Below are 26,867 nucleotides of genomic sequence, written 5' to 3'. Positions count from 1 at the left end.
ACCTCGCTCCCCCCCGCCGCCCCGCCCCCCGCCCCCCGCCCCCCGCCCGGGCGGGGGGGGGCCGGTGCCCGTGGGACGGCCGGTGTCGTCAGTTCACCAGCGAGGGTTCGGCGGACAGGTCCGGGTCGTCGTCCGGTGTGGCGGCCACCGGCGAGTCCGCTGCGTCCAGGGTGTGCGCCGCCCCGGACGGCCCGTCGGCGAACTGCGTCCGGTACAGCTCGGCGTACCGGCCGCCCGCCGCCAGCAGCGTCTCGTGCGTACCCCGCTCGACGATCCGCCCGCCCTCGACCACCAGGATCAGGTCGGCGGCCCGGACGGTGGACAGCCGGTGGGCGATCACCAGGGCGGTCCGCCCGTCCAGCGCCTCGGTGAGTGCCTCCTGGACGGCCGCCTCCGAGGTGTTGTCCAGGTGGGCGGTGGCCTCGTCCAGGATCACCACCCGGGGGTGGGCCAGCAGCAGCCGGGCGATGGTCAGCCGCTGCCGCTCGCCGCCGGAGAGCCGGTAGCCGCGCTCGCCGACGACGGTGTCCAGTCCGTCGGGCAGCGAGGCGATCAGCGCGTCCAGGCGGGCCCGGCGCAGCGCGTCCCACAGCCCGTCCTCGGTCGCCTCCGGGTTGGCCAGCAGAAGGTTCTGCCGGATCGAGTCGTGGAAGAGGTGACCGTCCTGGGTGACCATGCCCAGGGTGTCCCGCAGCGAGGCGGCGGTCAGCTCGCGGACGTCGACCCCGGCCAGCCGCACCGCGCCGGAATCCGGGTCGTACAGCCGCGGCAGCAGCTGGGCGATGGTCGATTTGCCGGCGCCCGACGAGCCGACCAGGGCCACCATCTGGCCCGGCTCGGCACGGAAGGAGACGTTGTGCAGGACCTCCTCGCCGCCCCTGGTGTCGAGGGTGGCGACCTCCTCCAGAGAGGCCAGCGACACCTTGTCGGCGGCCGGGTAGCCGAAGCGCACCGCGTCGAACTCCACCGCTACCGGGCCCGCCGGCACCGGCCGGGCGTCCGGCCGCTCGGTGATCAGCGGCTTGAGGTCCAGCACCTCGAAGACCCGCTCGAAGCTGACCAGCGCGCTCATCACCTCGATGTGCGCGCCGGACAGCGCGGTCAGCGGGGCGTAGAGCCGGGTGAGCAGCAGGGCCAGCGAGACGATGGCGCCCGCCTCCAGCTGCTCGTGCAGCGCCAGATACCCGCCCAGGCCGTAGACGACGGCCAGTGCCAGTGCGGAGACCAGGGTGAGCGCGGTGACGAAGTACGTCTGCACCATCGCCGAGCGGACGCCGATGTCGCGCACCCGGCGGGCCCGGGCGGCGAACTCCGCGGACTCCTGGGAGGGACGGCCCATCAGCTTCACCAGCGTGGCGCCGGGCGCGGAGAACCGCTCGGTCATCTGGGTGCCCATCGCGGCGTTGTGGTCGGCGCCCTCCCGCCGCAGGGCCGCCAGCCGCCGGCCCACCAGGCGGGCGGGCAGCACGAACACCGGCAGCAGCACCAGCGCGATCAGGGTGATCTGCCAGGACAGGGTGAGCATCACGCCGAGCGTGAGCAGCAGCGTCACGATGTTGCTGACCACTCCGGACAGGGTGTCGCTGAACGCCCGCTGGGCGCCGATCACATCGTTGTTGAGCCGGCTGACCAGCGCTCCGGTACGGGTGCGGGTGAAGAAGGCGATCGGCATCCGCTGGACGTGGTCGTAGACCGTGGTGCGCAGGTCGAGGATGAGGCCCTCGCCGATGCTCGCCGACAGCCAGCGGGTCAGCAGCCCCAGCCCCGCCTCGGCCACGGCGATGGCGGCGATCAGCCCGGACAGTCCAAGGACCAGTTCGGTCGACTTGCCGCCGACGATCGCGTCCACCACTCGTCCGGCGAGCAGGGGGGTGGCCACCGCGAGCAGTGCGGTGACGGTGCTCAGCACCAGGAACCACACCAGCATCCGGCGGTGCGGGCGGGCGAAGGCCGCGATCCGGCGCAGCGTCCCGCGGGAGAGGCGGCGCTTGCCCTGCTGTGCTGTCATCGTGCTGTGCAGCGAATGCCAGGCGGTGACTTCCATGTCCATCGCGGCCTCCTGTATGCCGGGGTCGTCACGGGATCGCCGTGAGTGACCGGCGACACGAAAGAACCTAGAACCTAAACCAATCTTGAGGTCAAGGGATTCCGCTCGCCGTCACCCCGGTTGGCTACCCGGACCGCACCCACGGCCCCCCGCCCCGACCGCCACTACGAGGACCGCCATGCGCCACGGGGGAGAGCGCCGCACGCCGGACCCGGACACCACGCCGCCCCCCTGCACGCCGGGCCCACCTCCGCCCCCGGACCGCTCGGCCAGGACGCGGCCGCCTTCGGCGCCGAACTCCTCGCCCGCCGCGGCCCGAACCTGTCCTCCGCGATCGTCGTCGACACCGGCCGCACCGACGGCCACTGGGCGGCCATCGAGGCCATCGAGGCCAACGCGGCCTGGGCGAGCGGGAGTTGCACCGCCGACCCGGAGGCGGCCCTGGACACCGACCTACGAGCCGCCGGGCCGCGCTCCCTGGTGGCCGAACGGGACCTGCCGTTCGTCCGACGGGCCGGCTGACCCGCCGCCTACGGCTGAAGCGGCCGCTCCCAGACCATCGGCGCGGTCGGATCGCCGTCACCGCCCTCACCGGTCACCGTCAGCCGCACGCCCTCCTGGCCGTCGGCCAGGGTGACGGTGGCGTCCACGACGACCCGGGCCGCGGCCGCCGTCCGCGCCACCTCCGTCAGTGCCCGCCCGACCGCCGCCACCAGCGCCCGGGCGCACTCCGGGCCGACCCGGGCGTCCACCGGCCCGACGAACTGCACCGACGGCCGGTGGCCCAACGCCACCGTGGCCGCGCCGGCCTCCCGCAGGATCCGGGTGCGCGGCCCGGCCGGCGCCTCCGGCGGCCCCTGCTGGAGCGCGATGATCGCGGTACGGATCTCCTGGATCGTCGCGTCCAACTCGTCCACCGCCTCCCCCACGCCCTCCTTGACCTCCGGGAGGACGGCCGTGCGCTGAGCGCTCTCCAACAGCATCCCGGTGGCGAACAGTCGCTGGATCACCAGGTCGTGCAGATCACGGGCGATCCGGTCGCGGTCCTCGTAGACCGCGAGCCGCTCGCGGTCCCGGTGACGGTCGGCCAGGACGAGCGCCAGCGCCGCCTGGGACGCGAACTGGGTGCCCAGCGTGCGTTCCAGATGCGTGAAGCGGGGGCCGCCGGAGGCCCGGCACAGGGCCAGCGCGCCCAGCACCCGCCCGCCACTGCGCAGCGGCAGCAGCATCGTCGGCCCGTAATGGCGCGAGAGCGGCGAGATCGAGCGGGGATCGCCGGCGAAGTCGTCGGAGAAGACCGCCAGCCCGGCGCTGATCTGGTGCAGAACCGGGCTCGCAGCCGGGATCGTGCCCCCGTACGTCTCGGTCCGCACGGCCTCGGGCAGCACCGTGGAGATCGCCACCACCTCCATCGCGCCGTCGGACTGCGGCAGCAGCACCGCCCCGGTCGCCGCCTCGGCCAGCTCCCGGCCCTTCTCGGCGACCACGGTCAGCGCGTGCTCCTTCGCGGAGCCGGTCTCCGGGCCGGCCAGCAGCGCCGTGGTCACCGATGCCGCCCCGTCGATCCAGCGCCGGCGCTGCCGGGCCGCGGCGTGCATCCGGGCGTTGCCCATGGCGATCCCGGCCTCGGTGGCCAGCACCCGCACCAAGTGCAGGTCCACCTCGCCGAACCGCCCGGATCCCGCCCCGGACCCCACAGCCGGGTCGGCCGCCGCGCCGTCCGGCTTCCCGGCCAGGAAAACGCTCCCGAACAGCTCGCCCCGTACCTTGATCGGCACCCGGAGCGTGAACGGGGCGGTCGGCCGGCCCTCGGGCGGACTGCCGTGGGTGATCAGGTCGCGCAGCCCGTCGCCGTCCTCGTCCAGCACCTCCACGGCCGCGTAACGGGCGCCGGTCAGCGACGCCGCGGTCTCGGCGATCCGGTGCAGCACCCGGTGCACGTCCAGGTCCGAGCCGATCGCGACCATCGCCTCCAGCAACTGCGGCAGCCGCGACAGCGGGCCGCCGGCCAGATGCCGCAGGCTCTGCGCGGTCCGCTCGGCGAGCTCCGCCGCCGAACCCTCCGCCCCGGCAGCGTCGTGCGGGTCGGCGGGCTCGGGGAACGGCGGCGCATGGGGCATGGAGGCGGCTTCCCGGGCTGACACGGTGCGGACACGAAACGGCTGCGACCAGTCTAATTCGCCCGGAAGGATGACATCGGGGTGAGCGCGGCGCCGCCCGGGCCGGTGCCGCACACCGGCCGGGCCTGCCGACGGAAAGCCGAGGATCAGGCCGGCAGCGCCGCCTCGATCGCCGCGACCAGCTCCGCCGCCTCCGGCTCGGTCCGCGGCCGGAAGCGGCCGGCCACCGCACCCGAGGCGTCGATCAGGAACTTCTCGGGTTTCTTCTCCAATGAACACGCCCTGCGAACTGGGGAAACGCAACAAGGCGCACCCGCCGGGAGAGATCCCGACGGGTGCGCAGTCGTGCGACTGCGACGGTCAGTGTGGGGCGGGAACGCCGGTCGGCTGGTGGAGGGCCGTGAGTCTGGCCGTTTCCTCGTCGCGGAAGTCCCGAACTTCGGCGCAGCGCTGGCTCATCACGAACTCGCCCAGTGTCAGGCACAGGTCCATGCGTTGGATGCACACGCCGACCATGAAGGGTCCGTTCTGTGCGCGGTACATGCGTACGCCGTAGTACCCCTCCTGGCAGTCCTGGTCGTTGTTGAACCGGCACCCGCGGCAGGTGTCCGGCAGTCGGACGGGTCGGATGCTCTTGGCGTACAGCGTCCGGCCGTCGGGGAGCTGGTAACGGGTGCGCTGGTCGGAGGCGCCGGCGGTGACGATACGGCGGACTGGCAGCGCTCCGAGGCGGTCGACGACCTCCTGCATAGCGGCGAGCGAAGCCCCGTCGTCCTCAAGACTGACCAGCATCCGCACGGTGACGACCCGCCCGTGCTCCTCGATGACACGGAGCACCCGTGCCACGTGCTCATGGTCCGGGATCACGATGTTCGCGGAGACCTTCACTCCGTGCCTGTTGGCGGCCTCGATCGTGGCGGCGAGGGCGTCTAGCTTCCGCGCCGCCAGTTTCGGTGAGGCCAGGCGCGGGGCTTGGACGGCGGCGAGTTCCTCGGGCGTGGTGCCGAACACGGACAGGTTGATGCGGTCGAGCCCGGCCGCGGCGCACTCGGGCAGCACGGCGGCTCCGTTCTCGCCGTTGCTGGTGAGTCCGACCGTCAGGCCGAGGCGGCGGGCGATGCGGATGAGTTCGGGTAGTTCGGGGTGGAGGGTGGGTTCCCCTCCCGTGAAGTGCACTTCGGTCGTCGGGAGGCTGCCGCGCACGGCTGCCAGGGCCAGGGCGAAGTCTGAGTCGGCCTCGACCCGCTCGGGCAGGAAGTTGGCGCCGTTGGTGGTGAGGTAGATCGATACTCGGCCGGAGCGACCGGGCGTTCCGGTGAACTGCCCCGCTTCGCGGTCGAGGTTGTCCGTCGTGACGGGCGTGCCTTCGTTGTGGCAGAAGGTGCACGCGAGTCCGCACGCGTCGATGATTTTGACGCGCAGGGTTCGGTCCGGAACTACCGTGACCGGTAAGTCGTTCGGGTCGGTCTTGGCCATTCTGGCCTCCTGGCCGGCGGGGCCCGGTGGCCCCGCCGGCGGATCGTCGAAGGGGGCTAGGTGAAGCGGAGTTCGCTGATCGCGTCGAGGTCGATTCCGTAGCGTGTGAACACCTTGGTCGTGTTCTCGCTGGTCAGGTCATCTCGCGGGATGGAGAGGCGTTCGGCGGTAGCCCATACCTGTTCTTCGGTGTCACCTTCGATCTCCAGGTAGGGCGGGATACGCGGCCATTCGTCGATCTCCAGCCGCACGCCGTCCAGCAGCCAGGATGAGCGCCGGTTCTCCTGGTAGCTGCGGTGCGCGAGCCCCATGAGCCCGAGCAGTGCGTGCGTGTTCTCGAACGAGCCGACCGTCGTCTCGGTCTCCCGGGTGCCGTCGATCTCGTCCGAGCTGATCGTCTTCACGCACAGGGTCACCGAGCCGCCGGAGTCCCGCAGGCGCACCCAGCGGCCCGGCACCGGGGGAACGGTGTCGTAGACGTAGCGGCGCATCAGGCGCTCGCCCTGGAAACTCCCACCGGCCGCCTTGATCCGCTCGGCCATGGCGTCCGGGTCGATGCCCAGCGCCTTCGCTTCGTACTCAACGGTGTGCATGTATCTCCTGTTCGTATGGTGCATGTTGCGCATCAGGCGTGAGCCTGCCGTCGAGGGGCCTACGCGTTACGGTCGCTGGCGTCCCCCTGCGTGGCTTCCCGGCGGTTCTGCCTGCGCTCGTCGCCTCCAACCTCATGCAAGAGCGCCTTGCGCATGGCGGCTTCCTGGCCGCTGAACCCGATCCGACGAGCGTCCCCTTGGACGGCCTTGACGGTGGGCGAGGGCTTCTTACGCGTCACTGGTACATGTTCTTTCTGTTGTGGTGTCCGTCCTCGACCGGGGGAGTGTCCTCGCCGGCCAGTCTGAGGACGGGCGCGCCCTTGTGGTGCGCTACTGGGTTGAGCTCCCGGAATCGGGAGGACTGTGAAGGGGGTAGAAGCCGCGCACGAGCTTGTCGAAGGCGTCAAAGGGACTGAGGCCCATCTCGGCGCGCCGTGCGTCAAGGTCTTCAGGAGCTTCTACTGCATATGCGCGAAGGCCGGTTGAGTCGAACTCGAATTGCGTCCCGTAGAGCTGAGGGCGACCAGCCAGCACACGGACCCTGTCGGTGAGGAAAGCAAGCTGATCCCGCTTGGCTTCACCAGCTTGCACGGCGCCGTCGAGCAGTTCGAGGGCCTCCCGTTGCAAGGCCCGATCCTCAGAGTGGTGGGCGATCCACCAGGCCGCTTCGGCGCCTGCCTCGCCGACAAGGGTGTGCCCAGGCCAGCCGTGCACAGCGATGATCAGCCTGAGCGTCTCGGTGGCGGCGTCTTCAACGTCGTACAGGTCTTCTCGCGCCTCCTCGTCGTCATAGAGATCAGCGTTCGTCCGAGCCTCCTGGTGCGCCCGTTTCAGGTCGAGCAGGGTGAGGGCGATCTGCGGGTGCGACGGGCGCGGGGTGCTCACAGGGCCATCTCCGGTGAGGACGAGGGGGGAGCCGCCGAAGCCGTGAGGCTGAGGCAACACCACACCGTCTTGGCCTCGTGGTCGGTAGTGCCCACACCCCATTCATCGGCCAGTAGATCGAGGAGGAACAAGCCGCGCCCCCGCTCGTCGTCGGGCGAAGAAGGGCGGCGTGCGGGCAGAGCGGGAGAGTCGTCCGAGACGGAGAGAATCAGTGTGTCGGGTGTTGAGCGTGCGACGACGCGGACCGTGAGGCTGTGGCAGTGCTGTATGACGTTGGTGACCAGTTCGCTGACCAACAGCTTTGCGTCGTCGAGGCGTTCTGTGAGTCCTTGGCGGAGCATGGTGTGCGTGATGTCGTCGCGGGCGATCCGCACGTGCGGAGGCGTGCACACATACGTGGCGTCCAGGAGCAGGGCGCCACGCTCGTAGATTCTGGGGCCGGCCGTGGACGGTGGCCGTGGTGGGGAAACGCCTGTGACGGCGGTTCTCGGCACGGTGGGGACGGGGGCCGGCCGCAACGAAAGTGGAGTTCGGGGGTTTCGTGACGGCATGTTTCCAGCAAACTGCCATCGCCCGATCGAGTCGGGAGCCTGCAAGGGGGCCAGTAGGGGGGCCAGTATGGGGACCAGCGAACTTTTGCAGGGGAGCAGCATGGACGAGTGCGGTATCGGGGAACTGCTCGTCCGATTGCGGAGGACTCGCGGCTCAGTGACGCAGTCTCAGGTCGCCGACGAGTACAACGCCATCGAGGGCAGCGCGGTCCCCAGGATGACGGGCAAAGAGGTCGGCAGGTACGAGCGGGAGGTGCGCCTGCCGAACTCCGCAACACGCGGCATCCTGGCCCAGGTCTACAAAGTGGAGCGTGCGGCCTTGGACAGCGCGCACGCGGTCAGTCGGCGCCGTAAGGCTGGAGCGAGCCAAGGAATCGAGACACCGGTGCGGGCAGTGGCAGCGATCACCGAGCATGGGACGGCCCAGACGCTGATGCCCTCATCGCTCGCGGCTGACGCGTCCCACTCGGCGAAGTTCGCAAGATTCCTGGCATCGCTGAATGCCACAGAAAGAACCGTTGAACAGCTTCACGCGGACACTGCCAGGCTCGCGCGTCACTTCGTCAGCCAGCCATTAGAGAACCTGTACGGCGAGATTCGCGAACTGCGTGACGAGACGTTCGAATTGCTGAGAGGGCGACAGCGCCCCAAGCAGACAAGCGACCTCTTGGTGACGGCGAGCAGACTCTGCGGCTTGTCTGCTCACGTCTGTCTGGATGTCGGCGACTACGACTCGGCCGCAACCCACGCACGCACTGCCTGGTCATGCGCTGAGGCGGCAGGGCACAACGAGATGCTGGCGTGGGTGAGATCGGTTGAGTCCCTAATCGCCTTTTGGGACGGAAATCCGCAACATGCGGCTGACCTTGCACAGCAGGGACAACTGCTCGGAGTTCGCGGAAGTGTCGGTGTACGTCTTGCCAGTCTTGAAGCCAGAGCACTTGCTGTTGCGGGAGATGTTCACGGCGCTGGTGCCGCACTGGCAACCGCGGAGAGTGCCAGGGAGGCTATGCGTGACCCTGACGAGATGCCTGGCATCTTCAGCTTTCCCGCGGCCAAGCAGATGACCTATGCCGGAACCACTCACCTCGCCATGGGCGGCCCAGGGCATGTGCGACAGGCAATCCAATGCGCCGAAGCAGCGGTCGACCTGTACCGCAGCGTCGTGGCCGGTGACCGTTCGACGTTCGATCTGCTCGCCGCGCACCTCGACCTCGTTCGAGGACGCATGCTTGCCGGAGACCTTGATGGTGCCGAGTCGGTGCTCGACACCGTCCTCGACTCAGGACCAGAACAGCTTTCCGCCAGCATCGTCAGTCGGCTTCACGTTCTTGCCGGCGAACTGGGCGCTCCGAAGTACCGTGGATCAAGACGTACCGCTCAACTTCGTGAGCGCATCATGAGCACCGCTGCCCCCGCGGCGTTGCCTGCTGCCGACTGACCGGAGCCGCCCACGTGACCGACCTATCCGCCGAGCACGACGCTGCCGTGACCGATCGTGCGATCCTCACGGGCAGTGCCTACAGCACCGGCAAAGACTTGGCCGCGCGACAGTCCATCTACCGATGGCAGGAGCCGCGCTACGACCTTCCTGGCATCGTCGTCGAACAACTGCGACGCATACACGGAACGGTCATTGACGTGGGCTGCGGTAACGGCAAGTTCATCGGGCGCCTGAAGCAGGATCGGCCTGACCTACGACTCATCGGCCTCGATGTCTCACCCGGAATACTCGCCGATGTCCCCAGGCCGGTAGCGGTGGCCGATGCTGTAAACCTTCCGTTGCCTTCAGCGAGCGTCGACGCCGTGCTCGCCATGCACATGCTTTATCACGTCCACGACATACCGACCGCCATCAACGAACTCTTCCGTGTCGCAAAAGGGGGTGGCCGTGTGATTGCTTCGACAAACAGTGAACGGGATAAAGTCGAACTGGACCACTTGTGGGAGCGAGCGGCCGGGGACGTACTCGGCGTAGACAAGGGGCCGACTCGTATCTCGCTCAGCGCCAGATTTTCCCTGGAGAAGTCGGCTGGACTGCTGGGGGAAGCGTTTAGTGACGTCGAGAAGATTGAGCTTCCCGGGACCATCACGGTACGCAATCCGGATCCAGTGATCGCGCACATGAAGTCCTATCGGGCGTGGGCGAACCAACATGACGTGCCTTTCGAGGAGACAATCGAAAGGGCCCGGAAAATCGTCACAGATCAAATCGAGAGGGCGGGAGCATTTGAGATCTCCTGCCTTGGTGGAATTCTGATCTGCGCTCGCTGAACAAAAATAGAACGCCCTCGTCACCAGCACTAGGCTGGTGACGAGGGCACAGAGTTCAACGGGCGGCAGTGGCCTGCCAGATGGTCACGGCCAGGCCGACGATGCCGACCATGGCGGCGATGCTGGGCAGGGGCCAGCGACGGCGTTCGACGGCGTCGAGGCGGTTGTCGAGGTCGGCGAGGCGCCGGTCGGTTTGGTCGGATCGCTGAACGACCAGGGCGAGGGCGCCGTCGACGCGGGCGAACCCGGCCTCGACGGCGCCGCGAAGGCGTTCGAGTTCGAGGGCGACGGTCGACGGGTCGGGGTCGGTCACGCACTGCCCCCGGTGTCCTTGGTTCGGCCAGGCGGGGCGCTGCGCAGCCATCCGGGGAGCAGGGCCTGCACGCCGGGCAGGGCCATCACGCGGGCCGGGCCGCCGGCGACGCCGAGGGAGCCGGCTACCCACGGCAGGGATGCGGGGATGCCGGACGCGTCGACGATGGCGGGGAGCATGACGGCCAGGGCGGCGGCGGTCTGCACGATGGTGCGGATGGTGCGGCGGGCAGCGTCGGTCATGGGTGCCTCACTTCACGATCTTGATCGTCTGACCGGTGTAGATCCGGTTGGGGTTGCTGATGTCGTTCGCGGCGGTGAGCTTGGCGACGGTGGTCCCGTACCGGGCCGCGATGCCCGAGAGGGTGTCGCCGGAGCGCACGGTGTATGTGGCGGCCGGCGGCGAGGGGTGGCTCGGCGGTGCGGTGGTGCCGGTCGCCCATGCCCGCAGCGCGGAGCGGTCGTCGAACGCGCCGAGGTTAGTGTCGAGGGGCCGGTCGGTGTACTGGTGGAACGTCCACTTCGTCTTGATGCGGGGGCGGCCGGCGGTGACGTAGTCCGCAATCCACAGGGCGTCGCCCGCGGCGCTGGCGGTGTCCCGGTTCTTCCAGTAGTCCAGGTTGCAGTACAGGCCGACGCGGTGCGTCGCGCCCCGCAGGCGCTTGACCTCGGCGAGGAACGCATCCTTCTGCGCGCAGCTCACGCCGGAGTCTTCCCAGTCGGCGAACAACGGGTCGCCCTCGACGCTGCATGCCTTGTCGACGAAGTACCGGGCCTGGGCCCGCATGTCGCCGGGCCGCAGGAAGTGATAGAAGCCCACGACCAGGCCGTTCCGGCGGGCGTGGGCGGCCTGTGCGGTCATGCGAGGGTTGATGTACGACGTGCCCTCGGTGGCTTTGACGAATACGAAGTCGATGCCGTTGGTCGACTAGGTGCTCGGCTGGTACGAGGAGACGTCGATGCCTCTTACTGTCATGTGGTGTGCCTTCCTGGCATGAGAAAACGCCCGGCGCGGTGCGCACGGGCGTGGAACGGGTCGGGTGGGGCGGGTCAGCCGAGGGCGGCCCAGTAACAGGTCTGGCTGTCGGCCATGTCTGTCAGCTTCATCGTGGCCGGCAGTGTGGTGAGCGTCGTTGCGGTGGTCTGGAGCCAGCGGTGCACGCCGTTGACGTCGGCGGCCTTGGCGCCGGAAGTGGTCGCGGTGGCACCCCAGTTGGTTGCCGCGAGGTAGGGCACGGTGGTGCCGGTGCCCTTGATCAAGATCGCTACGTAGTAGCTCCCGGCGGCGAGGTTGACCGAGGCGGACAGCGGCAGGACCGCCATCTGCCCGCCGGCGTTGTGGGTCTCGGGAAGCGAGGCGGTGACGTTGGCGGTCTGCGCGACGCGGGCGAGGGTCTTGTCGTAGATGCCGAGATACGTGGCCGACACGGTCGAGTTGGGCTTGTCGTAGCCCATGACGTGAATGGCGACCTTGGTCACTGTCGCCGCGGTGCGCAGGGGGACACCTACGAGGTAGAGGCGGCCGGCCTCGCTTGGCATGTCGCCCGGTGTCCGGGAGTCGGCCCCGAGGTCGTACCCCCAGGCCCGCAGGCCGTAGTCATCGGGGAGCCATGTGCCGGGAAGAGCCGGCGCCGTGGTGGGGAGTTGGGTGGTGGGGACCTTGCCGGACGCGTCGAGGCTGGCGACCCCGCCGGCGGCGCCGCGGGTGCTGGTGGCCAGCGCGCCGACGTCGGCCGCGGCAAGCTGCACGGCGCCGGTCTTGCCGTTGACCGACCCGACCGCACCGGCGGCGGGCGGGAGTTGGGTGGCGGGTACGCGGCCGGTGTCGTCGAGCTGGGCGACGCCGCCCCGGGCGCCGGCCGCGGCCATGGGGACGGCTCCAACGTCGGCCGCGGTGAGCGTGACCTCGGCGGCAGACTGGCCGTTGACAGACTGCACCCGGCCGTCGGCCCCCGGAGCGCCCTGCACGCCGCGCTCACCTTGGGGGCCCGGCTCGCCTTGGGGCCCGGTCGGCTCCCGCTGGCCCTCCGGACCGCGGGAGCCGACCAGGGAAGCAAGCCAATCAGGCCGGGTGCCCTCAAACCCTTCCGCTTTGGCCACTTCATACGCGGAAGAGCCGCGAACCGCCACGTAGTTGGGCTTGGTGGGGTCAGTGGGGGCGATGTCGGCGAGGTCGACCTCGGGCGCCTCAGCGGGCAGCAGGACTTGATACGAGCGGCCAGCCGGGATGCCCGACAGGGATTCGGTCACGGTGTACGACCAGCCGTCGGGGATCATGCCGGGCGCGTCGGTGGCGGGCAGGGGGGCGCTGATCTGCCCCTGTGCGTCGAGGCTGACGACGACGGGCCCGCCGAGGATGACGTCAGCGGCCGGGAACGTGAGCTGCGCCGGCGCGCGGAACGTCACGCTGCCGGACAGGGGGCGGCCGTCGGGGGAGAGGTAGCGGGCGGTAACGGTGACAGCAGGTATGGATTTGGGGAGCACTGCATTCGCTCCTAGGAAGATTCAGGGATGTTGATCAACGTCGTGATGGTTTGCTCGACCTCTCCCGTCACCCGAATGGGCTAATCGAATATGCGGTTCGCATAGACCCTTGGTCACCCTTGAGACGTGTGCGTCATCGCCAGGCGCAGCAAAGGAAGGAGAGTGCGATGTCGGACGGTGACCAGAAACTGATCGATGCGCTGCAAGAGAACAACAAGGATCTCCGGAACCAAAATGCCGACAAGGATAAACAGATCGAAGAGCTGAAGAAGCAGCTCGAAGAGGCGAAGAAGCAGCAACCAAGTCCGTCCGGGGGCGGGCAGTCGGGTCAGCCGAGTCAGCCGGCCGAAAAGCAAGCAGTCCGACTTACCGCGTCGGGAACGAAGGGCAAAATTGGTTCGCTGGCCGGAGGCCAGGGCTTGGCGCGGCTCCTGGACAAGGACGGTGAGCCAATCGAGGGCGAGACGATCGTGTTCTCGGTTGACGGCAGGGAGGTTGGCACCGGCACAACCGATGCCAATGGTGAAGCGGTCATCCAGTCCGGCCAATATGCCGGGGATCCTCAGATGTGGGTGCAGGCGCTCGGCAACGGCTATACCGCCATCTACAACGGCAGCAAGAAATACAAGCCCGCGAAGGCCAACGCCCAAATTGGGGTTGGCATCGTCTGAGGCAACAGGTCCTCAGTCGGTGCGGTTCTCGGGCACTGCTCCCGGGCGCTCGCGAGTGCTGGAGCAGCCTGGCCACAAAGCGAACAGGCCGCACGGATCCGGTCACGTCCTGGATCCGTGCGGCCAGCGGCCCGAGGAGGCCGAATGCATCGGCGAACAGTGGAAGGAGGCGCACGACTACCGCCGCAACGCCCAGCTCCCCGCGATGGGCAAGCCGCGATTCGGCTACATCTGGCACAAGAGGTACGACCCCGAGACCGGAGTACTCCAGAAAGAGCGCTACGAGATTGACCCCAAGCTGCGTGATGCCGTCGTCGACCTCTACGCCCGATATCTCAATGGAACCGGGTTCAAGCCGCTGGCCATGTGGCTGAACAGCCTAGGCTGCACCACCACACGCGGGGGGCTCTGGGGGCAAGAGGGTCTCCGGTACTTCATGGACAGCGGCTTTGCCGCCGGCCTGCTGCGAGTTCACCGCGAGGACTGTCCGCGCGGCAAGCATCAAGGCCAGTGCAACTCCTACCGGCTCGTTCCGGGTGCTCACGAAGCCATCATCAGCGACGAAACATGGGAGGACTACCAAGCACGGCGTCTAACGGTAGCGGAGACACCCCCGCGCAGCCGCCTACCAAGCACCGAGGTAACCGGACTGACCCGCTGCGGCCAGTGCAGCAGCGCCGCAACCGTGGCGCGCAGCCGCAACAAGCCCGGTTTCCGGTGTGCGCGGCGCGCCGAGTATGGAGATCACGGGTGTGTGGGGGTCTGGGCCCGCGGCGCCGACGTGGTCGCCGAGGTCTTGAAGTGGCTTCGCGGCGTGGCGCACGAGATTGACGACGCGCCGGCTACGCCGCTGGACAGCCACAGCCCGAACGACGATCGGGCGCGGGCTGCACGCGAGCGGGCAAGGGTGCAGGCCGAACACGCCAAGGGCGAGGCATCGCTCACTCGGCTTGCCGTCGATGCTGCCAAGAACCCGGACAAGTACCCGTCGGGTGTCTTCGAGGCGGCACGGGATGAGCTGGTGGCCGAGCGCGACCAGCTTTCAGAGCGGATCTCGACCTTGATCGAGGTCGAGGAGATGCCGGAGGCAGAAGACTATCTGCCTCTCGTGGTGGGTGTCCTGGACGAGTGGGAGACGCTGACCGTGGCCGAGCGGAACCTGATTCTGCGCAAGCTGATCAGGCGAATCGTTCTGCACCAGCCGAAGCGGCCGGGCCCGGTCACGGTAGCGATTGTCCCCGTCTGGGAAGAGGCGCGGCCTCCTGAACAGCGCCTTCACGCCGCCAAGGCGTGACGTTCATTGGAGAAGAAGCCCTCGAAGTTCCACTGGACCTCGCCCGCCGCGCCCTCGGCATCCGGGGTGCCGGTCAGTTCGGCGTACAGCGGGTGCTGGTGCTCGCCGTTGACGTCGGTCTTCTCGAACAGCGGGAAGCTGACGCCGTACGTCGCCGAGCAGAACGTGGCGATCTCCTCGGCCGTGCCCGGCTCCTGGCCCGCGAACTGGTTGCTGGGGAAGCCCAGCACGCTGAAACCGCGGTCGGCGAACCGCTGTTGGAGCTGCTCCAGCCCCGTGTACTGCGGGGTCAGCCCGCACTTGGACGCCACGTTCACCACCAGCACGGCCTTGCCCTGATAGTCGGCGAGGGAAGCGGGCTCACCGGTCAGGGTGCGCAGCGGGATGTCGTACAGGCTCATGCTCGGGCTCCTCAGTGCGGTTCCGTGGACGGGGACGTCCGTCTTCGGCTGCAACAACCGTGCCCGGCCTGGTCTTCCCCGGATCGTCGACCGGCCAGGTGACCATCGGCCGCAGCGCGCCGGCCCGCCACTCCTTGAGCAGCTGGTCGAAGATCGGTGTGTCCTCCTCGACGCGGCGGCGGGCGGCGGGCGGCGGAAGCCGGGGCGGCTGGTGCGGAAGCGAAATGCTCTGAAAGTGATGTCCCGGGGTCTTCTTGGCGTCCATGCCCGGACTCAACACCAATTCGCCCCGTGGGGTACGGGACCGGGCCGGTGCGCGCACCAGATGCCCCTGGGCCGGTGAAGGTCAGAAGATACGTTCCAGGGCCGGCGGGGCGGCTGACCGCCCTGCCGGCCCTGGTGTGCCGTCGGTGGGATCCCGTGGGGTCCCGCGGATCAGGCCCGGCGGAGCAGACCGCCCAGGACCTCCCGCAGCGCCCCCTCCGCGTCGGCCACCCGGCCCTCCGCGCGCCACGCCACGAAACCGTCCGGCCGCACCAGCACCGCGCCCTCCGGCGTCGCCCCGTGCACCTCGGCCCAGTCGGCGCCCTCCTCCGGGACCAGGTCGGCGTCGGCGCCGGTGCCGATCCGGTAGTGGTCCAGCCGGGCCGACCAGTGGGCGGCGGCGGCCTCCGCCGCGGCGCGCCAGATCTTGCCGTCCTCGGTGCCGGTCAGCAGGACGAACGACCGCTCGTAGAGGTCCAGGGTGGAGCGCCGCTCGCCGTCCGCGCGCAGCCACAGGTGCGGGGCCCGGGTGCCCGGCTCGCCGGTCAGCCGCATCCGCTCGGGGACGACCGGGAGGTCGGGGTCGGCGCCGAGGACCGCGCCCCGCGGATAGCAGTAGCCGAGGGCCACGGTCAGCACGCCGCGCTGCCGGCCGCCACCACCGGGTGCCGGGTCGTAGCCGGGGTGACTGTGCTCGGCCGACCGGGCGGAGGCGCGGGCGCTGGTCACCTCGGCCACCGGCCGGCGCTCGTCCTCGTAGGTGTCCAGCAGCGCCGGGGCCGCGGAGCCGTCGAGGACGGCGGCGAGCTTCCAGGCGAGGTTGTGCGCGTCCTGGATGCCGGTGTTCGAGCCGAACGCCCCCGTGGGGGACATCTCGTGGGCGGAGTCGCCGGCGAGGAAGATCCGGCCCGCGCGGTACCTTTCGGCGACCCGCTCCGCGGCGTGCCAGGGCGCCTTGCCGGTGATCTCAACCGCCATGCCGGGTACGCCCGTTGCCCGCCGGATGTGCTCGATGCACCGCTCGTCGGTGAAGTCCTCCAGGGTCTCGCCCCGGTCGGGGTGCCAGGGCGCGTGGAAGACCCACTGCTCGACGTTGTCCACCGGCAGCAGCGCGCCGTCGGCTTCCGGATTGGTCAGGTAGCAGGCGATGAAGCGGCGGTCGCCGACCGCGTCCGCCAGCTCGGGGGCCCGGAAGGTGATGCTGACGTTGTGGAAGAGGTCGCCGGGGCCGTTCAGGCCGATGCCCAGCCGCTCCCGCACCGGGCTGCGGGGGCCGTCCGCGGCGATCAGGTAGTCGGCGCGGAGGGTGCTGTGCTCACCGGTCTCCCGGTCCTTGACGACCGCGGTCACCCCGTCGGCGTCCTGGTCGCAGCTGATCAGCTCGGTGCTGAACCGCAGGTCGCCGCCGAGCTCGCGGGCGCAGCGCAGGAGCACCGGCTCCAGGTCGTTCTGGCTGCACAGGCACCATCCGGACGGGCTGAACTTGGCCAGTCCGCCGCCCGGGTCGATCTCCCGGAACAGCCACTCCTGCTCGTCACCGGTCAGTGAACGGGTCTGAAGGATCCCGTGGTTGTCGGCGAGGACCGAGGCCGCCGCCCGGATCCGGGCCTCGGCGCCGGCGACCCGGTACAGCTCCATCGTGCGGACGTTGTTCCCCCGTCCGCGGGGATGCCGTGAGGTGTCCGCGTGCTTCTCGACCAGGACGTGCGGGACGCCCAGGCGCCCCAGGAACAGCGAGGCGGACAGACCCACCAGGGACCCGCCCGCGATGAGGACCGGCACCCGGTCTTCGGCCTTGGGATTCATGTGCGTGCTCCAGCTCCAGCGGCGTGTACGGGAGATGGAGCAACGCATGCCCGGCCTGTGGCCCCTTCCATCACGGTTCACCTGCATGGCTCACACATCTCGCGCCGACCGTGGGTCTTGGCCACGATCGAATCCGGACCGTCCCCCGCGACACGCGGGGCCGAAGGTCCGCCCATCCGGCTCAGTCGACCGGATCGCATCGGGAGTAACGGCAGGCACCGGAGTCCCGGATCGCGCCGGAACTGACGACGCACCACAGGGGCCTCGTGCCCTGGAGGAGATGCGTAGATGATGACAACGCTGTCGGAACGAATATCGCAGTCCGCCTTCGACGGTTCCAGGCTCCGGGTCGTCCTCCTGCTGGATCTGCAGGAAGGGGCTCAGCAACAGTTCCTGGAGGCGTACGAGCAGCTGCGGAACCAGGTGGCCTCCGTCCCCGGCCACATCACCGACCAGCTGTGCCAGTCCATCGAGAACCCCTCCCAGTGGTTGATCACCAGCGAATGGGAGAGCGCCCCGCCGTTCCTCGCCTGGGTCAACAGCGAGGAGCACGTCAAGATGGTGCAGCCGCTGCACGGCTGCGTGCGCGACACCCGCTCCCTGCGCTTCAGCGTCCTGCGCGAGACCTCCAACGACGCCGTCGTCGCCCCCGAGCCCGTCAAAGGCCGGCTGCAGGCGACCCCCCGCCTCGGGGACGGAGTGGTCCGGCACGCGCTCACCTTCACCGTGAAGCCGGGCAGCGAGGCGACGGTGGCCGACATCCTCTCCGGCTACACCTCCCCGGCGGCCCGGGTCGACGACAAGACCCGGCTGCGCCGCACCTCCCTCTTCATGTACGGCAACCGCGTCGTGCGGGCCATCGAGGTGCAGGGCGACCTGATCGCCGCGCTGCGCCACGTCTCCCAGCAGCCCGAGGTCCGGGCCGTCGAGGAGGCCATCAACCCCTACCTGGAGCAGGACCGGGACCTCAACGACCCCAATTCCGCCCGGGTGTTCTTCACCCGCGCCGCGCTGCCCGCGGTGCACCACGTGGCGGCCGGTGGCCAGGCGCCCGAGAACGTGTCGCGGCACGCGCTGTTCTACCCGGCCAGGCCCGGCTTCGGCATGACGCTGGCCAAGATGCTGGCCCGTCAGGACGAGACGGCCGCCGACGACCCGGCGTCCCCCGTCTACGGCAGCACGGTCTTCCAGCGCGACGACATCGTCGTCCGCCTCATCGACCTGCGGGCCCCCATCGACCGTGACCCGCTGGTGTCCCTCGGCGCCCGTGGCCCCCGCAAGCTCGCCGTGCTGCGGCGGCTGCTCGACGGCGACGTGGCCGGCGGTCTGAGCACCGACCGCGAGCTCGCCCACTTCCTGGCCCGCGCCGACATGGACCTCATCACCGACCGCCGGGCATCGGACGCCTGACCGCGCCGTTCGCCGACCGACGGGCCCTCGGGCCGCACCAGGCCCCACGAGCCGCACCGTCCCCTCATCCGCCGGCATCACGCCCCTGGAGGAAACAGCCATGACCACGCACCGCCCACGCATCGTGGACCTCAGCGAGACCCAGCCCAACCGCCGGCGCGGAGGTGATCTGCGCGCGATGCTGACACCCGGCGTGGTGGGCGCCACGAGCGGCTTCATGGGCATGGCACTCGTCCAGCCCGGCGAGCGCATCGGAGAGCACTACCACCCGTACTCCGAGGAGTTCGTCTACGTCGTCCAGGGCGCCCTGGAGGTCGACCTCGACGGGGAGACCCTCGCGCTGCGGCCGGACCAGGGGTTGATGATCCCGCCGTACATGCGGCACCGCTTCCGCAACGTCGGCAACACCGAGGCCCGGATGGTCTTCCACCTGGGCCCGCTGGCCCCGCGTCCGGAGCTGGGCCACGTGGACACGGAGGGCGCGGAGGAGAGCACACCGGCCGCCCCACCCGAACGCACGGAGCCGGTGTCATGACCCGCCGCGTGGCGGTCACCGGCATCGGCATCGTCGCCCCGGGCGGCGTGGGCATCCCGGCCTTCTGGGACCTGCTCTCCACCGGGCGGACGGCCACCCGTGGCATCACCCTCTTCGACCCGACCGGCTTCCGGTCCCGGATCGCCGCCGAGTGCGATTTCGATCCGGCCGCGCACGGGCTGGACGAGGAGCAGGTGGCGAGGTCGGACCGGTACGTCCAGTTCGCGCTGGTCGCCGCGGCGGAGGCGCTGCGGGAGTCCGGTCTGGACATGGAGCGGGAGGACCCGTGGCGGGTCGGGGTGTCCCTGGGCACCGCGGTCGGCGGCACCACGCGCCTGGAGCACGACTACGTAGCGGTCAGCGACTCCGGCCGCCGCTGGGACGTGGACCACCGGCCCGCCGGGCCGCATCTGCACCGCGCGTTCTCGCCCAGTTCGCTGGCGTCCGCGGTGGCGGAGCAGATCGGCGCGCACGGCCCGGTGCAGACCGTCTCGACGGGCTGCACCTCCGGCCTCGACGCGATCGGTTACGCCTTCCACTCCATCGAGGAGGGCCGGGCCGACGTCTGCGTCGCCGGTGCCTCGGACTCGCCGATCTCCCCGATCACGGTGGCCTGTTTCGACGCCATCAAGGCGACCTCCGCGAACAACGACGACCCCGCCCACGCCTCCCGGCCGTTCGACGCCCGGCGCGACGGGTTCGTCATGGGCGAGGGCGGCGCCGTCCTCGTCCTGGAGGAGCTGGAGCACGCCCGGGCCCGCGGTGCCACCGTCCACTGCGAGATCCGCGGCTACGCCACCTTCGGCAACGCCTACCACATGACCGGCCTGACCCAGGAAGGTCTGGAGATGGCCGAGGCGATCAACCGCTCGCTGGGCCACGCGCAGCTCGACCGCACCCAGGTCGACTACGTCAACGCGCACGGCTCGGGCACCCAGCAGAACGACCGTCACGAGACCGCCGCGGTCAAGAAGTCGCTGGGCGACCACGCCTACAAAGTGCCGATGAGCTCGATCAAATCGATGGTGGGCCACTCGCTGGGCGCGATCGGGGCGATCGAGATCGTCGCCTGCGTCCTGGCACTGACCCATCAGGTGGTCCCGCCGACCGCCAACTACGAGAACCCGGACCCGGAGTGCGACCTCGACTACGTGCCGAAGACCGCACGGGAAGTGCCGCTGCGGTCGGTGCTGTCCGTGGGCAGCGGATTCGGCGGGTTCCAGTCAGCCGTGGTCCTGACCAGGCCGGGTGGGAGGCCGAGATGAACTCCCCGCGCGAACGTTGTTCCGTCGTCACCGGCATCGGTGTGATCGCCCCCAACGGGGCCAACACCGAAGCCTTCTGGAAGGCCACCAAGGAGGGCATCAGCGTCCTCGACACGGTCACCCGCGAAGGGTGCGAGAACCTGCCGCTCAAGGTGGCCGGAGAGGTCCGCGACTTCGATCCCGGCGAGCTGATCGAGGAGCGGTTCCTCGTCCAGACCGACCGGTTCACGCACTTCGCGATGGCCGCGGCCAACCTCGCGTTGGACGACGCCCTGCTGGGTCGGGCCGACTACAACCGCTCGCCGTTCGCGGTGGGGGTGGTGACCGCGGCCGGTTCCGGCGGCGGCGAGTTCGGCCAGCGGGAGCTGCAACACCTGTGGGGTCAGGGCTCGCGCCACGTCGGCCCGTACCAGTCCATCGCCTGGTTCTACGCGGCCAGCACCGGCCAGATCTCCATCCGCGGCGGCTTCAGGGGGCCGTGCGGTGTGGTGGCCAGTGACGAGGCGGGCGGACTGGACGCGCTGGCGCACGCCACCCGCACCATCCGCCGGGGCACCGACGCCGTGGTGGTGGGCGCCGCCGAGGCCCCGCTGGCCCCGTACTCGGTGGTCTGCCAGCTCGGGTACGAGGACCTCAGCCGGTCCGACGAACCGGACCGCGCCTACCGCCCGTTCACCAGATCGGCGTGCGGGTTCGTGCCCGCCGAGGGTGGCGGGATGCTGGTCGTCGAGGAGCGGTCGGCCGCCGTGGAGCGCGGCTCCCGGCCCCGGGCCGTGCTGGCCGGCCACGCCGCCACCTTCACCGGCGCCGCCCTCTGGGAGGCGTCCCGGGAGGGACTGGCCCGGGCGATCGAGGGCGCGCTGGCCGATGCCGGGTGTGCCCCCGAGGAGGTCGACGTGGTGTTCGCGGACGCCCTCGGGGTGGCTTCGGCGGACCGTGCCGAGGCACTGGCGCTGTCCGACGCCCTGGGCCGGCACGCCGTCGAGGTCCCGGTGACGGCGCCCAAGACCGGTATCGGCCGGGCGTACTGCGGCGCCCCCGTCCTGGACATCGCGGCCGCGGTGCTCTCCATGGAGGGCTCCGTCGTGCCGCCGACCCCCAACGTCGTCGACGTCACCGTGGACCTCGATGTGGTGACCGGGAAGTCCCGGCCCGCCGAGCTGCAGACGGCGCTGGTGCTGAGCCGGGGACTGATGGGCTCCAACGCGGCGATGGTGCTGCGCCGGTGCGAGAAGTCCCCCTCCTGAGAGGAGATTGCCATGACCGCTCAACTGACCCTCGACGAGCTGGCCGCGCTGATGAAGTCGGCCGCCGGCCTGACCGTCGACCCGGAGGAGATGGCGAACCGGCCCGAGGTGACCTTCGCCGAGTACGGGCTGGACTCGCTGGGCCTGCTCGGCATCGTGGGCGAGCTGGAGAACCGCTACGAACGGCCGCTGCCCGACGACGCCGAACGCGCCAAGACGCCCCGTGACTTCCTCGACCTCGTCAACACCGACACCGTCAACACCGACACCGTCACCACGACAGGAGCCTGATATGCCCGGCCACACCGAGAACGAGATCACCATCGCCGCCCCGCTCAGCCTTGTCTGGGACATGACCAACGACCTGGAGAACTGGCCCCGGCTCTTCAGCGAGTACGCGGCCGTCGAGGTGCTCTCCCGGGAGGGCGACACGACCACCTTCCGGCTGACCATGCACCCCGACGAGAACGGCCAGGTCTGGAGCTGGGTCTCCGAGCGGACCCCCGACCGCGGGGCGCTGACCGTCAGTGCCCGCCGCGTGGAGACCGGCCCGTTCAAGTTCATGGACATCTTCTGGAAGTACAAGGAGATCCCCGGCGGCACGTCGATGCACTGGACCCAGGACTTCGCCATGAAGCCCGAGGCGCCGGTCGACGACAAGGGCATGACCGCGCACATCAACCGCAATTCCCGGATCCAGCTGGAGCTCATCCGGGACCGGATCGAGCAGCGTGACCGCGAGCTCCGCGCGGCCGCCCCGGCTAGCTGACGCTCTTTCAGCCCGACCCCGGACCGCCGCCCGGCGGCAACGAAGGGAACCTCCCGATGCACCACGCTCTGATCGTCGCCCGGATGAAGCCGGGCTCGGCTCCCGACATCGCCGAGGTCTTCGCGGCCTCGGACCGTACGGAGCTGCCGTACCTGGTGGGCGTCAACCGGCGGAAGCTGTTCCAGTTCGGTGACGTGTACCTGCACCTCATCGAGTCCGACCTCCCGCCCGGCCCGGAGATCGCCAAGGCGCACCAGCACCCGGAGTTCCAGGCCGTCAGCCAGAAACTCTCCGCGTACGTCAGTGCGTACGACCCGGAGACCTGGCGCAGTCCCAAGGACGCGATGGCCCAGGAGTTCTACCGCTGGGACCGGGACGGCGCCGGCTGATCCGGACCGGCGCACGGTGGCCGGCCTCCCCGTCGTGTCCTGCGGGGAGGCCGCCGCCGTGCCGGCCGGACCCGGCCGGCTCCGCCCGTGCACCATGTCGGCTCAGCCGGCGGGGACGGTGCACTCGAAGGCGTGCAGATACGGGTTGACCACGAGGATGTCGTGGACCAGCAGCCCGGCCTCGGCCATGTGGCGGACCAGGCTCTCCTTGGAGTGCTTGGCCCCGCCCACGTTCAGGAGCAGCAGCAGGTCCATGGCGGTGGTGAACTTCATCGACGGGCTGTCGTCGACGAGGTTCTCGATGACCACGACCCGGGCACCGGGCCGGGCCACCTCGACGACCTTCCGCAGCGTCCGGCGGGTGCTGTCGTCGTCCCATTCCAGGATGTTCTTGATGATGTAGAGGTCGGCCTCGACGGGGATGTCGTCACGGCAGTCGCCGGGCACGATCCGCGCCCGGTCGGCCAGCGGACCGCCGTCCCGCAGGCGGGGGTCGGCATTCTCCACCACCGACGGCAGGTCGAGCAGGGCGCCGTGCAGCGAGGGGTACTTCTCCAGCAGACCGGCCAGGACGTGCCCCTGCCCGCCGCCGATGTCCGCCACCGAGGACACCCCGGTCAGGTCGAGGAGTTCGGCGATATCGCGGGCCGACTGCTTGCTGGAGGTGGTCATCGCCCGGTTGAAGACCTGCGCGGAGTCCTGGGCGTCCTGGTGCAGGTAGTCGAAGAACCCCTTGCCGTAGAGGTCGTCGAAGACGTTCCGGCCGGAGCGCACCGCGTCGTCCAGCCGCGGCCACGCCTCCCACGTCCACGGCTCGGTGCACCACAGCGAGATGTAGCGCAGGCTGTTCGGGGTGTCCTCCCGTAGCAGCCGCGACATCTCGGTGTGGGCGAACTTCCCGTCCGGGGTCTCCTGGAAGATCCCGTAGCAGGCCAGCGCCCGCAACATCCTTTGCAGGGGGCGTGGTTCGGTGTCCACCGAGGCGGCCAGCTCCTGCACGGTGGTGGGCTGCTCGCCCAGTGCGTCGGCCACGCCGAGCCGTGCGGTCGCCCGGACGGCTGCCGCACACGCGGCGCCGAAGATGAGTTCCCGCAGCCGCATGGCGGGCTGGGGGGTGGGGCTCACGGTGGTCATTCCGCCTCTTCTCCCGTTGACGTTCGGGTGGATGTCGCGTTGGCGCTGCTGTTCCGCGGTCGGCGTCGCTATCCGCACAGGCCGGGCGGCTTGGAGGTCCGGCAGGTGTTACGGAGGAAGGTGTTCCGCTGCCCGGCCGGATCCGCGTTGATCAGGTCCGCCGGGGCGTTCCGCAGCACCACGTTGTCGCTGATGATGTTGCGGTCGTTGGTGGCTTTGACGAAGCTGGGGAAGAGCACCACACCGCCCGAGAGCGGCGAGTTGCCGACGTTGTCCCGGACCAGGTTGTGCCGGACGAGGGAGTCCTCGGTGCCGGTGAGGACGACACCGGATCCCTGGAGGAACGGCAGGCGCTTGATCGCCGGGCAGAACTTGTTGTTCCGCGAGACCTCGTTGTCCCGGACCGTGAGCGCGCCGGCCTTGGGGTGGCCCTCGTCGCCGACCACGAACACCCCGGCGCAGTTCCCGACCACGGTGTTGTGGCCGATCAGGAGGTTGCGGACGCGGCGGGCCGTGATGCCGATGCGGTTGCCGCCGAGCCGGTTCTCGACGATCAGGGTGCCCCGGGTGTCGAGCGCCCCGCCCTCCTCGTCGGCCACGTTGGCCAGGAAGATCCCGGCGTCGCCGTTCTCCGAGGCGATGTTGTCGTGAAGCAGGCTGTGCACCGACTTCTCCAGCCCGATGCCCCACTGGCCGTTGTGCCGCGCGGTGACGTGGTGCACCGTCAGTCCCTCGGTGCCGGAGGCCCAGACGCCGTTCCGCCGGAACCCCTCGACGGTCAGCGACCGCAGGTGGACGTCGGTGAGCGGGCCACCGGGGCCACCGGTGACGCAGATGCCGTCGCCGGTCTGCCCGCAGGCGTTCTCCGCCCGGGGGGCGGGTGGGGCGAGCACGGCTTCCCCGTCGGTCCCACGGAGCATCAGATGTGACTTGTTGATCAGCACGCTCTCGCGGTACACGCCGGGCAGCAGGACCACCGTGTCGCCCGGTCGGGCCGCGTCCACCGCCCGCTGGATGGATTCCCCGGGCCGGACGACGAGGACCCCGCCGTCCCGGTCCGGTGCGGCCTGGGACGGCGGGGCGGTGACCAGTACGCCGGCCAGGACCGCCGCCGCGCACCCCAGGTGGGTCATCCGCCGTGCCCCGTGGGGCATCTGTCGTAGCGCCATGAAGCGAAGCTATGGGCGATCACCCGACCCCGCCACATGTGGTAGCCCGATGACCACAGTGCGTGCAGGGGTCAGCTTTCCGGGGCCGGGGCGCCGGGGGGACAGGGTGCGGCGGGCAGCGGTCGGGCGTGCCCGGCGTCCGCCCCCGGATCGGCCGCCGGGCCGGGCCCGGCATCGGACGGGGTGTCAGTCGGACCGTTCGGCAGGACCTCCGTCAACAGGGCGGCGAGGCTGGCCGGCAGGAACCACGGACGGAGGCGGGGGGCGGTCACGGCTGCTTCAACGCCGTCCCGCACTCCGACGACACCCGCCCGGGGCGGTCCCGCCCGCTTCATCACTCCAAGGGGCTAGTGGCCCGCGGCCCGCCGCGCGATGGCGGCCTCGATGCCGTCCAGGATGACGGCGAGCCCGGCCTCGAAGGTCGCCCGCGCCGCGCGCTCCGGAGGCGAACCCGCCGCGCCCTCCTCGGACGGCGGCGAGGCGCCCTCGGTCTCCAGGCGGACCGACAGCGGGAAGCGCTCCGCGAAGTCCGGGACCACCTCGGCCAGCGTGCCGGCGCGGGCGTGCCACCGGTCCTCGTCGCTGACGCCGGTGGCGGCGGACGCCTCCCGGGACTCGGCGACGGTCCGGGCGGCCCCCCGGACGAAGTGGCAGAGCAGGCCGACGATCCGGCGCAGCGAGGCGGAGTCCAGCCCCGTGGCGTACAGCACCCGCAGCAGGGTCTCCAGGGCGGTGTACTCGTGGGGGCCCAGCACCGGGCGCGCCTGGGAGACCTGGAGCACCCAGGGGTGGCGCAGGGCGAACTCCCAGGTGTCGGTGGCCCAGGACGTCACCGCGGACCGCCACCCGGGGGCCGGGGCGTAGCGGGTGGGGAGCTCGGCCAGGGCCCGGTCGTACATCAGGTCCACCAGCTCGGTCTTGCCGGGGACGTAGGTGTACAGCGCCATGGCCGTGCGGCCCAGCCGCTCGCCGACCGTGCGCATCGACAGCGCCGCCATGCCCTCCGCGTCGGCCACCGCGATGCCCGCGTCCACGATGGCGTCCACGCTCAGTGCTGGTTTGGGGCCCCGGGCCGGGCGGGTCCGGCGGCCCGCGCCGGGGTCCTCCGTGCGCCACAGCAGGGACAGCGAACGGCGGGGGTCGCCCTGGCCCGCGAATGCCACCAACGCGCTACTCCTTAGGGCATAAAGTCAACGTCTCCGATCGAACTCTTTATGCCGTAAGGATAACAAGTGGGGGAAGGCCCTGGAATCCGAGTGGGGCGGGGACCGGCGGTGCTTCCGGGGCGGCGAGCCGGTGCGGGCGGCCTTCGTCCGGGCCAACGGCGTCACCCCGGCCCTGTTCAGCGCCCATTCCGAGGGCGCGAGGTGCCGGCCATGCCGGTGGCCGAGGCCCGGGAATTCCTCCCCACCGGCCGGGCCCGCACCGTCCGCGGCCGCGGAACCGGCCCGCCGGCAGCACCCGCCGCCGGGGGTTCGAGGGCGGCAAGTGCCCGGCCCGGGCCGTCGATTCGGTACCGGGAACGGACCCATCGGTCCCGCCCCGCCCGTTCAACCCGGCGGGTCCGTCGTCTACAGTTGAGGAATTCCCCTGTTCAACGGATCAACGCGATGGCCGGTCGGCCTGAACGCGGAGGGCATGCGTGGGCGGTTTCGCCGAGTCGGTACGGGAACGGGCGCGGGGGGGGGGGGGCGCGCCGGGGGGGGCCCCCGGCCGCCGGGGGGGGGCGGGGGCCCGGGGGGGGGCGGGGGCCGCGGCGGCAGGGGGCGGC

At 70.3% G+C, this 26,867-nt stretch carries 28 protein-coding genes and 1 pseudogene; 12 read left to right on the top strand and 17 right to left on the bottom strand.

All coding sequences use genetic code 11. The features are described from left to right. Positions 1-88: 88 nt before the first annotated feature. A complete protein-coding gene (locus tag ACFVT2_RS09880) occupies positions 89-2,050 on the bottom strand; it encodes an ABC transporter ATP-binding protein (protein ID WP_390014455.1) in 1,962 nt (653 codons plus the stop codon). Positions 2,051-2,167: 117 nt separating this feature from the next. On the opposite strand from ACFVT2_RS09880, the gene ACFVT2_RS09875 reads away from it, so the two are divergent. Further along, complete coding sequence (locus ACFVT2_RS09875) at positions 2,168-2,569, top strand: hypothetical protein (protein ID WP_390014452.1); 402 nt, start codon at positions 2,168-2,170, stop codon at positions 2,567-2,569. An 8-nt stretch (positions 2,570-2,577) separates the two neighbouring features. Here the strand turns inward: ACFVT2_RS09875 and ACFVT2_RS09870 are convergent, their stop codons facing one another. From ACFVT2_RS09870 to ACFVT2_RS09845, 6 genes and pseudogenes are all read right to left on the bottom strand, one after another. Beyond that, positions 2,578-4,167, bottom strand: coding sequence for a GAF domain-containing protein (locus tag ACFVT2_RS09870; protein WP_390014449.1), 1,590 nt, complete (start codon positions 4,165-4,167; stop codon positions 2,578-2,580). A gap of 146 nt (positions 4,168-4,313) precedes the next feature. Next, positions 4,314-4,424: pseudogene (locus ACFVT2_RS09865) on the bottom strand (glutathione peroxidase); the annotation flags it as partial. Between the two features lie 103 nt (positions 4,425-4,527). After that, positions 4,528-5,643 (bottom strand): radical SAM protein, encoded by a 1,116-nt coding sequence (locus ACFVT2_RS09860; protein ID WP_390014447.1) that lies wholly within the window; start codon positions 5,641-5,643, stop codon positions 4,528-4,530. Between the two features lie 56 nt (positions 5,644-5,699). Then, on the bottom strand, positions 5,700-6,236 hold the full coding sequence (locus tag ACFVT2_RS09855; protein WP_390014444.1) for a class IV adenylate cyclase: 537 nt from the start codon (positions 6,234-6,236) through the stop codon (positions 5,700-5,702). A gap of 330 nt (positions 6,237-6,566) precedes the next feature. After that, entirely contained in the window at positions 6,567-7,121 is a 555-nt protein-coding gene (locus tag ACFVT2_RS09850) for a DUF6624 domain-containing protein (RefSeq protein WP_390014442.1), read from the bottom strand. Continuing rightward, positions 7,118-7,495, bottom strand: coding sequence for an ATP-binding protein (locus tag ACFVT2_RS09845; protein ID WP_390014440.1), 378 nt, complete (start codon positions 7,493-7,495; stop codon positions 7,118-7,120). Before ACFVT2_RS09845 ends, ACFVT2_RS09850 begins: the two co-directional genes overlap by 4 nt. Before the next feature lie 334 nt (positions 7,496-7,829). Here ACFVT2_RS09845 and ACFVT2_RS09840 point away from each other — a divergent pair, with 334 nt between their 5' ends. Together ACFVT2_RS09840 and ACFVT2_RS09835 are read left to right on the top strand one after the other, a co-directional pair. Further along, positions 7,830-9,113 carry an XRE family transcriptional regulator gene (locus ACFVT2_RS09840; protein ID WP_390014437.1) on the top strand — a complete coding sequence of 428 codons (1,284 nt, stop codon included), beginning with the start codon at positions 7,830-7,832 and terminating at the stop codon, positions 9,111-9,113. Between the two features lie 14 nt (positions 9,114-9,127). After that, complete coding sequence (locus tag ACFVT2_RS09835) at positions 9,128-9,946, top strand: class I SAM-dependent methyltransferase (protein WP_390014434.1); 819 nt, start codon at positions 9,128-9,130, stop codon at positions 9,944-9,946. A 55-nt stretch (positions 9,947-10,001) separates the two neighbouring features. On the opposite strand, the gene ACFVT2_RS09830 is transcribed toward ACFVT2_RS09835, so the two are convergent. The 4 genes from ACFVT2_RS09830 to ACFVT2_RS09815 all read right to left on the bottom strand — a co-directional run bounded on the left by ACFVT2_RS09830 (position 10,002) and on the right by ACFVT2_RS09815 (position 12,742). Then, the gene (locus tag ACFVT2_RS09830; protein ID WP_390014431.1) at positions 10,002-10,259 is read right to left on the bottom strand and encodes a hypothetical protein; all 258 of its coding nucleotides are present in this window, start codon (positions 10,257-10,259) and stop codon (positions 10,002-10,004) included. Further along, a complete protein-coding gene (locus ACFVT2_RS09825; RefSeq protein WP_390014428.1) occupies positions 10,256-10,501 on the bottom strand; it encodes a hypothetical protein in 246 nt (81 codons plus the stop codon). Before ACFVT2_RS09825 ends, ACFVT2_RS09830 begins: the two co-directional genes overlap by 4 nt. Positions 10,502-10,508: 7 nt before the next feature. After that, positions 10,509-11,174, bottom strand: coding sequence for a GH25 family lysozyme (locus ACFVT2_RS09820; protein WP_390014497.1), 666 nt, complete (start codon positions 11,172-11,174; stop codon positions 10,509-10,511). A 134-nt stretch (positions 11,175-11,308) separates the two neighbouring features. Beyond that, positions 11,309-12,742: a collagen-like protein gene (locus ACFVT2_RS09815; protein WP_390014425.1), complete on the bottom strand. Its 1,434-nt coding sequence runs from the start codon at positions 12,740-12,742 to the stop codon at positions 11,309-11,311. Between the two features lie 167 nt (positions 12,743-12,909). On the opposite strand from ACFVT2_RS09815, the gene ACFVT2_RS09810 reads away from it, so the two are divergent. After that, positions 12,910-13,413, top strand: a complete 504-nt coding sequence (locus ACFVT2_RS09810) for a hypothetical protein (protein ID WP_390014422.1) — start codon at positions 12,910-12,912, stop codon at positions 13,411-13,413. Positions 13,414-13,468: 55 nt separating this feature from the next. After that, positions 13,469-14,707, top strand: a complete 1,239-nt coding sequence (locus ACFVT2_RS09805; RefSeq protein ID WP_390014419.1) for a recombinase family protein — start codon at positions 13,469-13,471, stop codon at positions 14,705-14,707. Here ACFVT2_RS09805 and ACFVT2_RS09800 read toward each other — a convergent pair. The 3 genes from ACFVT2_RS09800 to ACFVT2_RS09790 all read right to left on the bottom strand — a co-directional run bounded on the left by ACFVT2_RS09800 (position 14,689) and on the right by ACFVT2_RS09790 (position 17,178). Then, complete coding sequence (locus ACFVT2_RS09800) at positions 14,689-15,108, bottom strand: glutathione peroxidase (RefSeq protein ID WP_390014416.1); 420 nt, start codon at positions 15,106-15,108, stop codon at positions 14,689-14,691. The genes ACFVT2_RS09805 and ACFVT2_RS09800 overlap by 19 nt on opposite strands. Beyond that, the gene (locus ACFVT2_RS09795) at positions 15,068-15,373 is read right to left on the bottom strand and encodes a hypothetical protein (protein WP_390014414.1); all 306 of its coding nucleotides are present in this window, start codon (positions 15,371-15,373) and stop codon (positions 15,068-15,070) included. The genes ACFVT2_RS09800 and ACFVT2_RS09795 overlap by 41 nt, the downstream gene beginning before the upstream one ends. 170 nt (positions 15,374-15,543) lie before the next feature. Continuing rightward, on the bottom strand, positions 15,544-17,178 hold the full coding sequence (locus ACFVT2_RS09790) for an FAD-dependent oxidoreductase (protein WP_390014411.1): 1,635 nt from the start codon (positions 17,176-17,178) through the stop codon (positions 15,544-15,546). Positions 17,179-17,469: 291 nt separating this feature from the next. On the opposite strand from ACFVT2_RS09790, the gene ACFVT2_RS09785 reads away from it, so the two are divergent. From ACFVT2_RS09785 to ACFVT2_RS09755, 7 genes are all read left to right on the top strand, one after another. After that, a complete protein-coding gene (locus tag ACFVT2_RS09785) occupies positions 17,470-18,588 on the top strand; it encodes a SchA/CurD-like domain-containing protein (protein ID WP_390014494.1) in 1,119 nt (372 codons plus the stop codon). 100 nt (positions 18,589-18,688) lie between these two features. Then, positions 18,689-19,123 carry a cupin domain-containing protein gene (locus tag ACFVT2_RS09780; protein ID WP_390014408.1) on the top strand — a complete coding sequence of 145 codons (435 nt, stop codon included), beginning with the start codon at positions 18,689-18,691 and terminating at the stop codon, positions 19,121-19,123. Beyond that, positions 19,120-20,388, top strand: a complete 1,269-nt coding sequence (locus ACFVT2_RS09775) for a beta-ketoacyl-[acyl-carrier-protein] synthase family protein (protein ID WP_390014406.1) — start codon at positions 19,120-19,122, stop codon at positions 20,386-20,388. The genes ACFVT2_RS09780 and ACFVT2_RS09775 overlap by 4 nt, the downstream gene beginning before the upstream one ends. Then, positions 20,385-21,635, top strand: coding sequence for a beta-ketoacyl synthase N-terminal-like domain-containing protein (locus ACFVT2_RS09770; protein ID WP_390014404.1), 1,251 nt, complete (start codon positions 20,385-20,387; stop codon positions 21,633-21,635). Before ACFVT2_RS09775 ends, ACFVT2_RS09770 begins: the two co-directional genes overlap by 4 nt. A 12-nt stretch (positions 21,636-21,647) precedes the next feature. Beyond that, complete coding sequence (locus tag ACFVT2_RS09765) at positions 21,648-21,926, top strand: acyl carrier protein (protein ID WP_390014401.1); 279 nt, start codon at positions 21,648-21,650, stop codon at positions 21,924-21,926. Position 21,927: 1 nt separating this feature from the next. After that, positions 21,928-22,404: an SRPBCC family protein gene (locus ACFVT2_RS09760; protein ID WP_390014399.1), complete on the top strand. Its 477-nt coding sequence runs from the start codon at positions 21,928-21,930 to the stop codon at positions 22,402-22,404. Positions 22,405-22,460: 56 nt separating this feature from the next. Next, entirely contained in the window at positions 22,461-22,793 is a 333-nt protein-coding gene (locus ACFVT2_RS09755) for a TcmI family type II polyketide cyclase (protein WP_390014396.1), read from the top strand. Positions 22,794-22,895: 102 nt separating this feature from the next. Here ACFVT2_RS09755 and ACFVT2_RS09750 read toward each other — a convergent pair whose 3' ends face one another. The 3 genes from ACFVT2_RS09750 to ACFVT2_RS09740 all read right to left on the bottom strand — a co-directional run bounded on the left by ACFVT2_RS09750 (position 22,896) and on the right by ACFVT2_RS09740 (position 26,262). After that, a complete protein-coding gene (locus ACFVT2_RS09750; protein WP_390014394.1) occupies positions 22,896-23,927 on the bottom strand; it encodes a methyltransferase in 1,032 nt (343 codons plus the stop codon). Between the two features lie 68 nt (positions 23,928-23,995). Continuing rightward, complete coding sequence (locus ACFVT2_RS09745; RefSeq protein ID WP_390014391.1) at positions 23,996-25,096, bottom strand: nitrous oxide reductase family maturation protein NosD; 1,101 nt, start codon at positions 25,094-25,096, stop codon at positions 23,996-23,998. A gap of 347 nt (positions 25,097-25,443) precedes the next feature. Next, complete coding sequence (locus tag ACFVT2_RS09740; RefSeq protein ID WP_390014389.1) at positions 25,444-26,262, bottom strand: TetR/AcrR family transcriptional regulator; 819 nt, start codon at positions 26,260-26,262, stop codon at positions 25,444-25,446. Between the last annotated feature and the right edge of the window lie 605 nt (positions 26,263-26,867).

Origin of the sequence: Streptomyces sp. NPDC058000 (assembly GCF_042886435.1) — a bacterium.
Taxonomy (GTDB): domain Bacteria; phylum Actinomycetota; class Actinomycetes; order Streptomycetales; family Streptomycetaceae; genus Streptomyces.
Note: the sequence above shows the minus strand (reverse complement) of the source record. Positions and strands in the feature narration are given on the sequence as shown.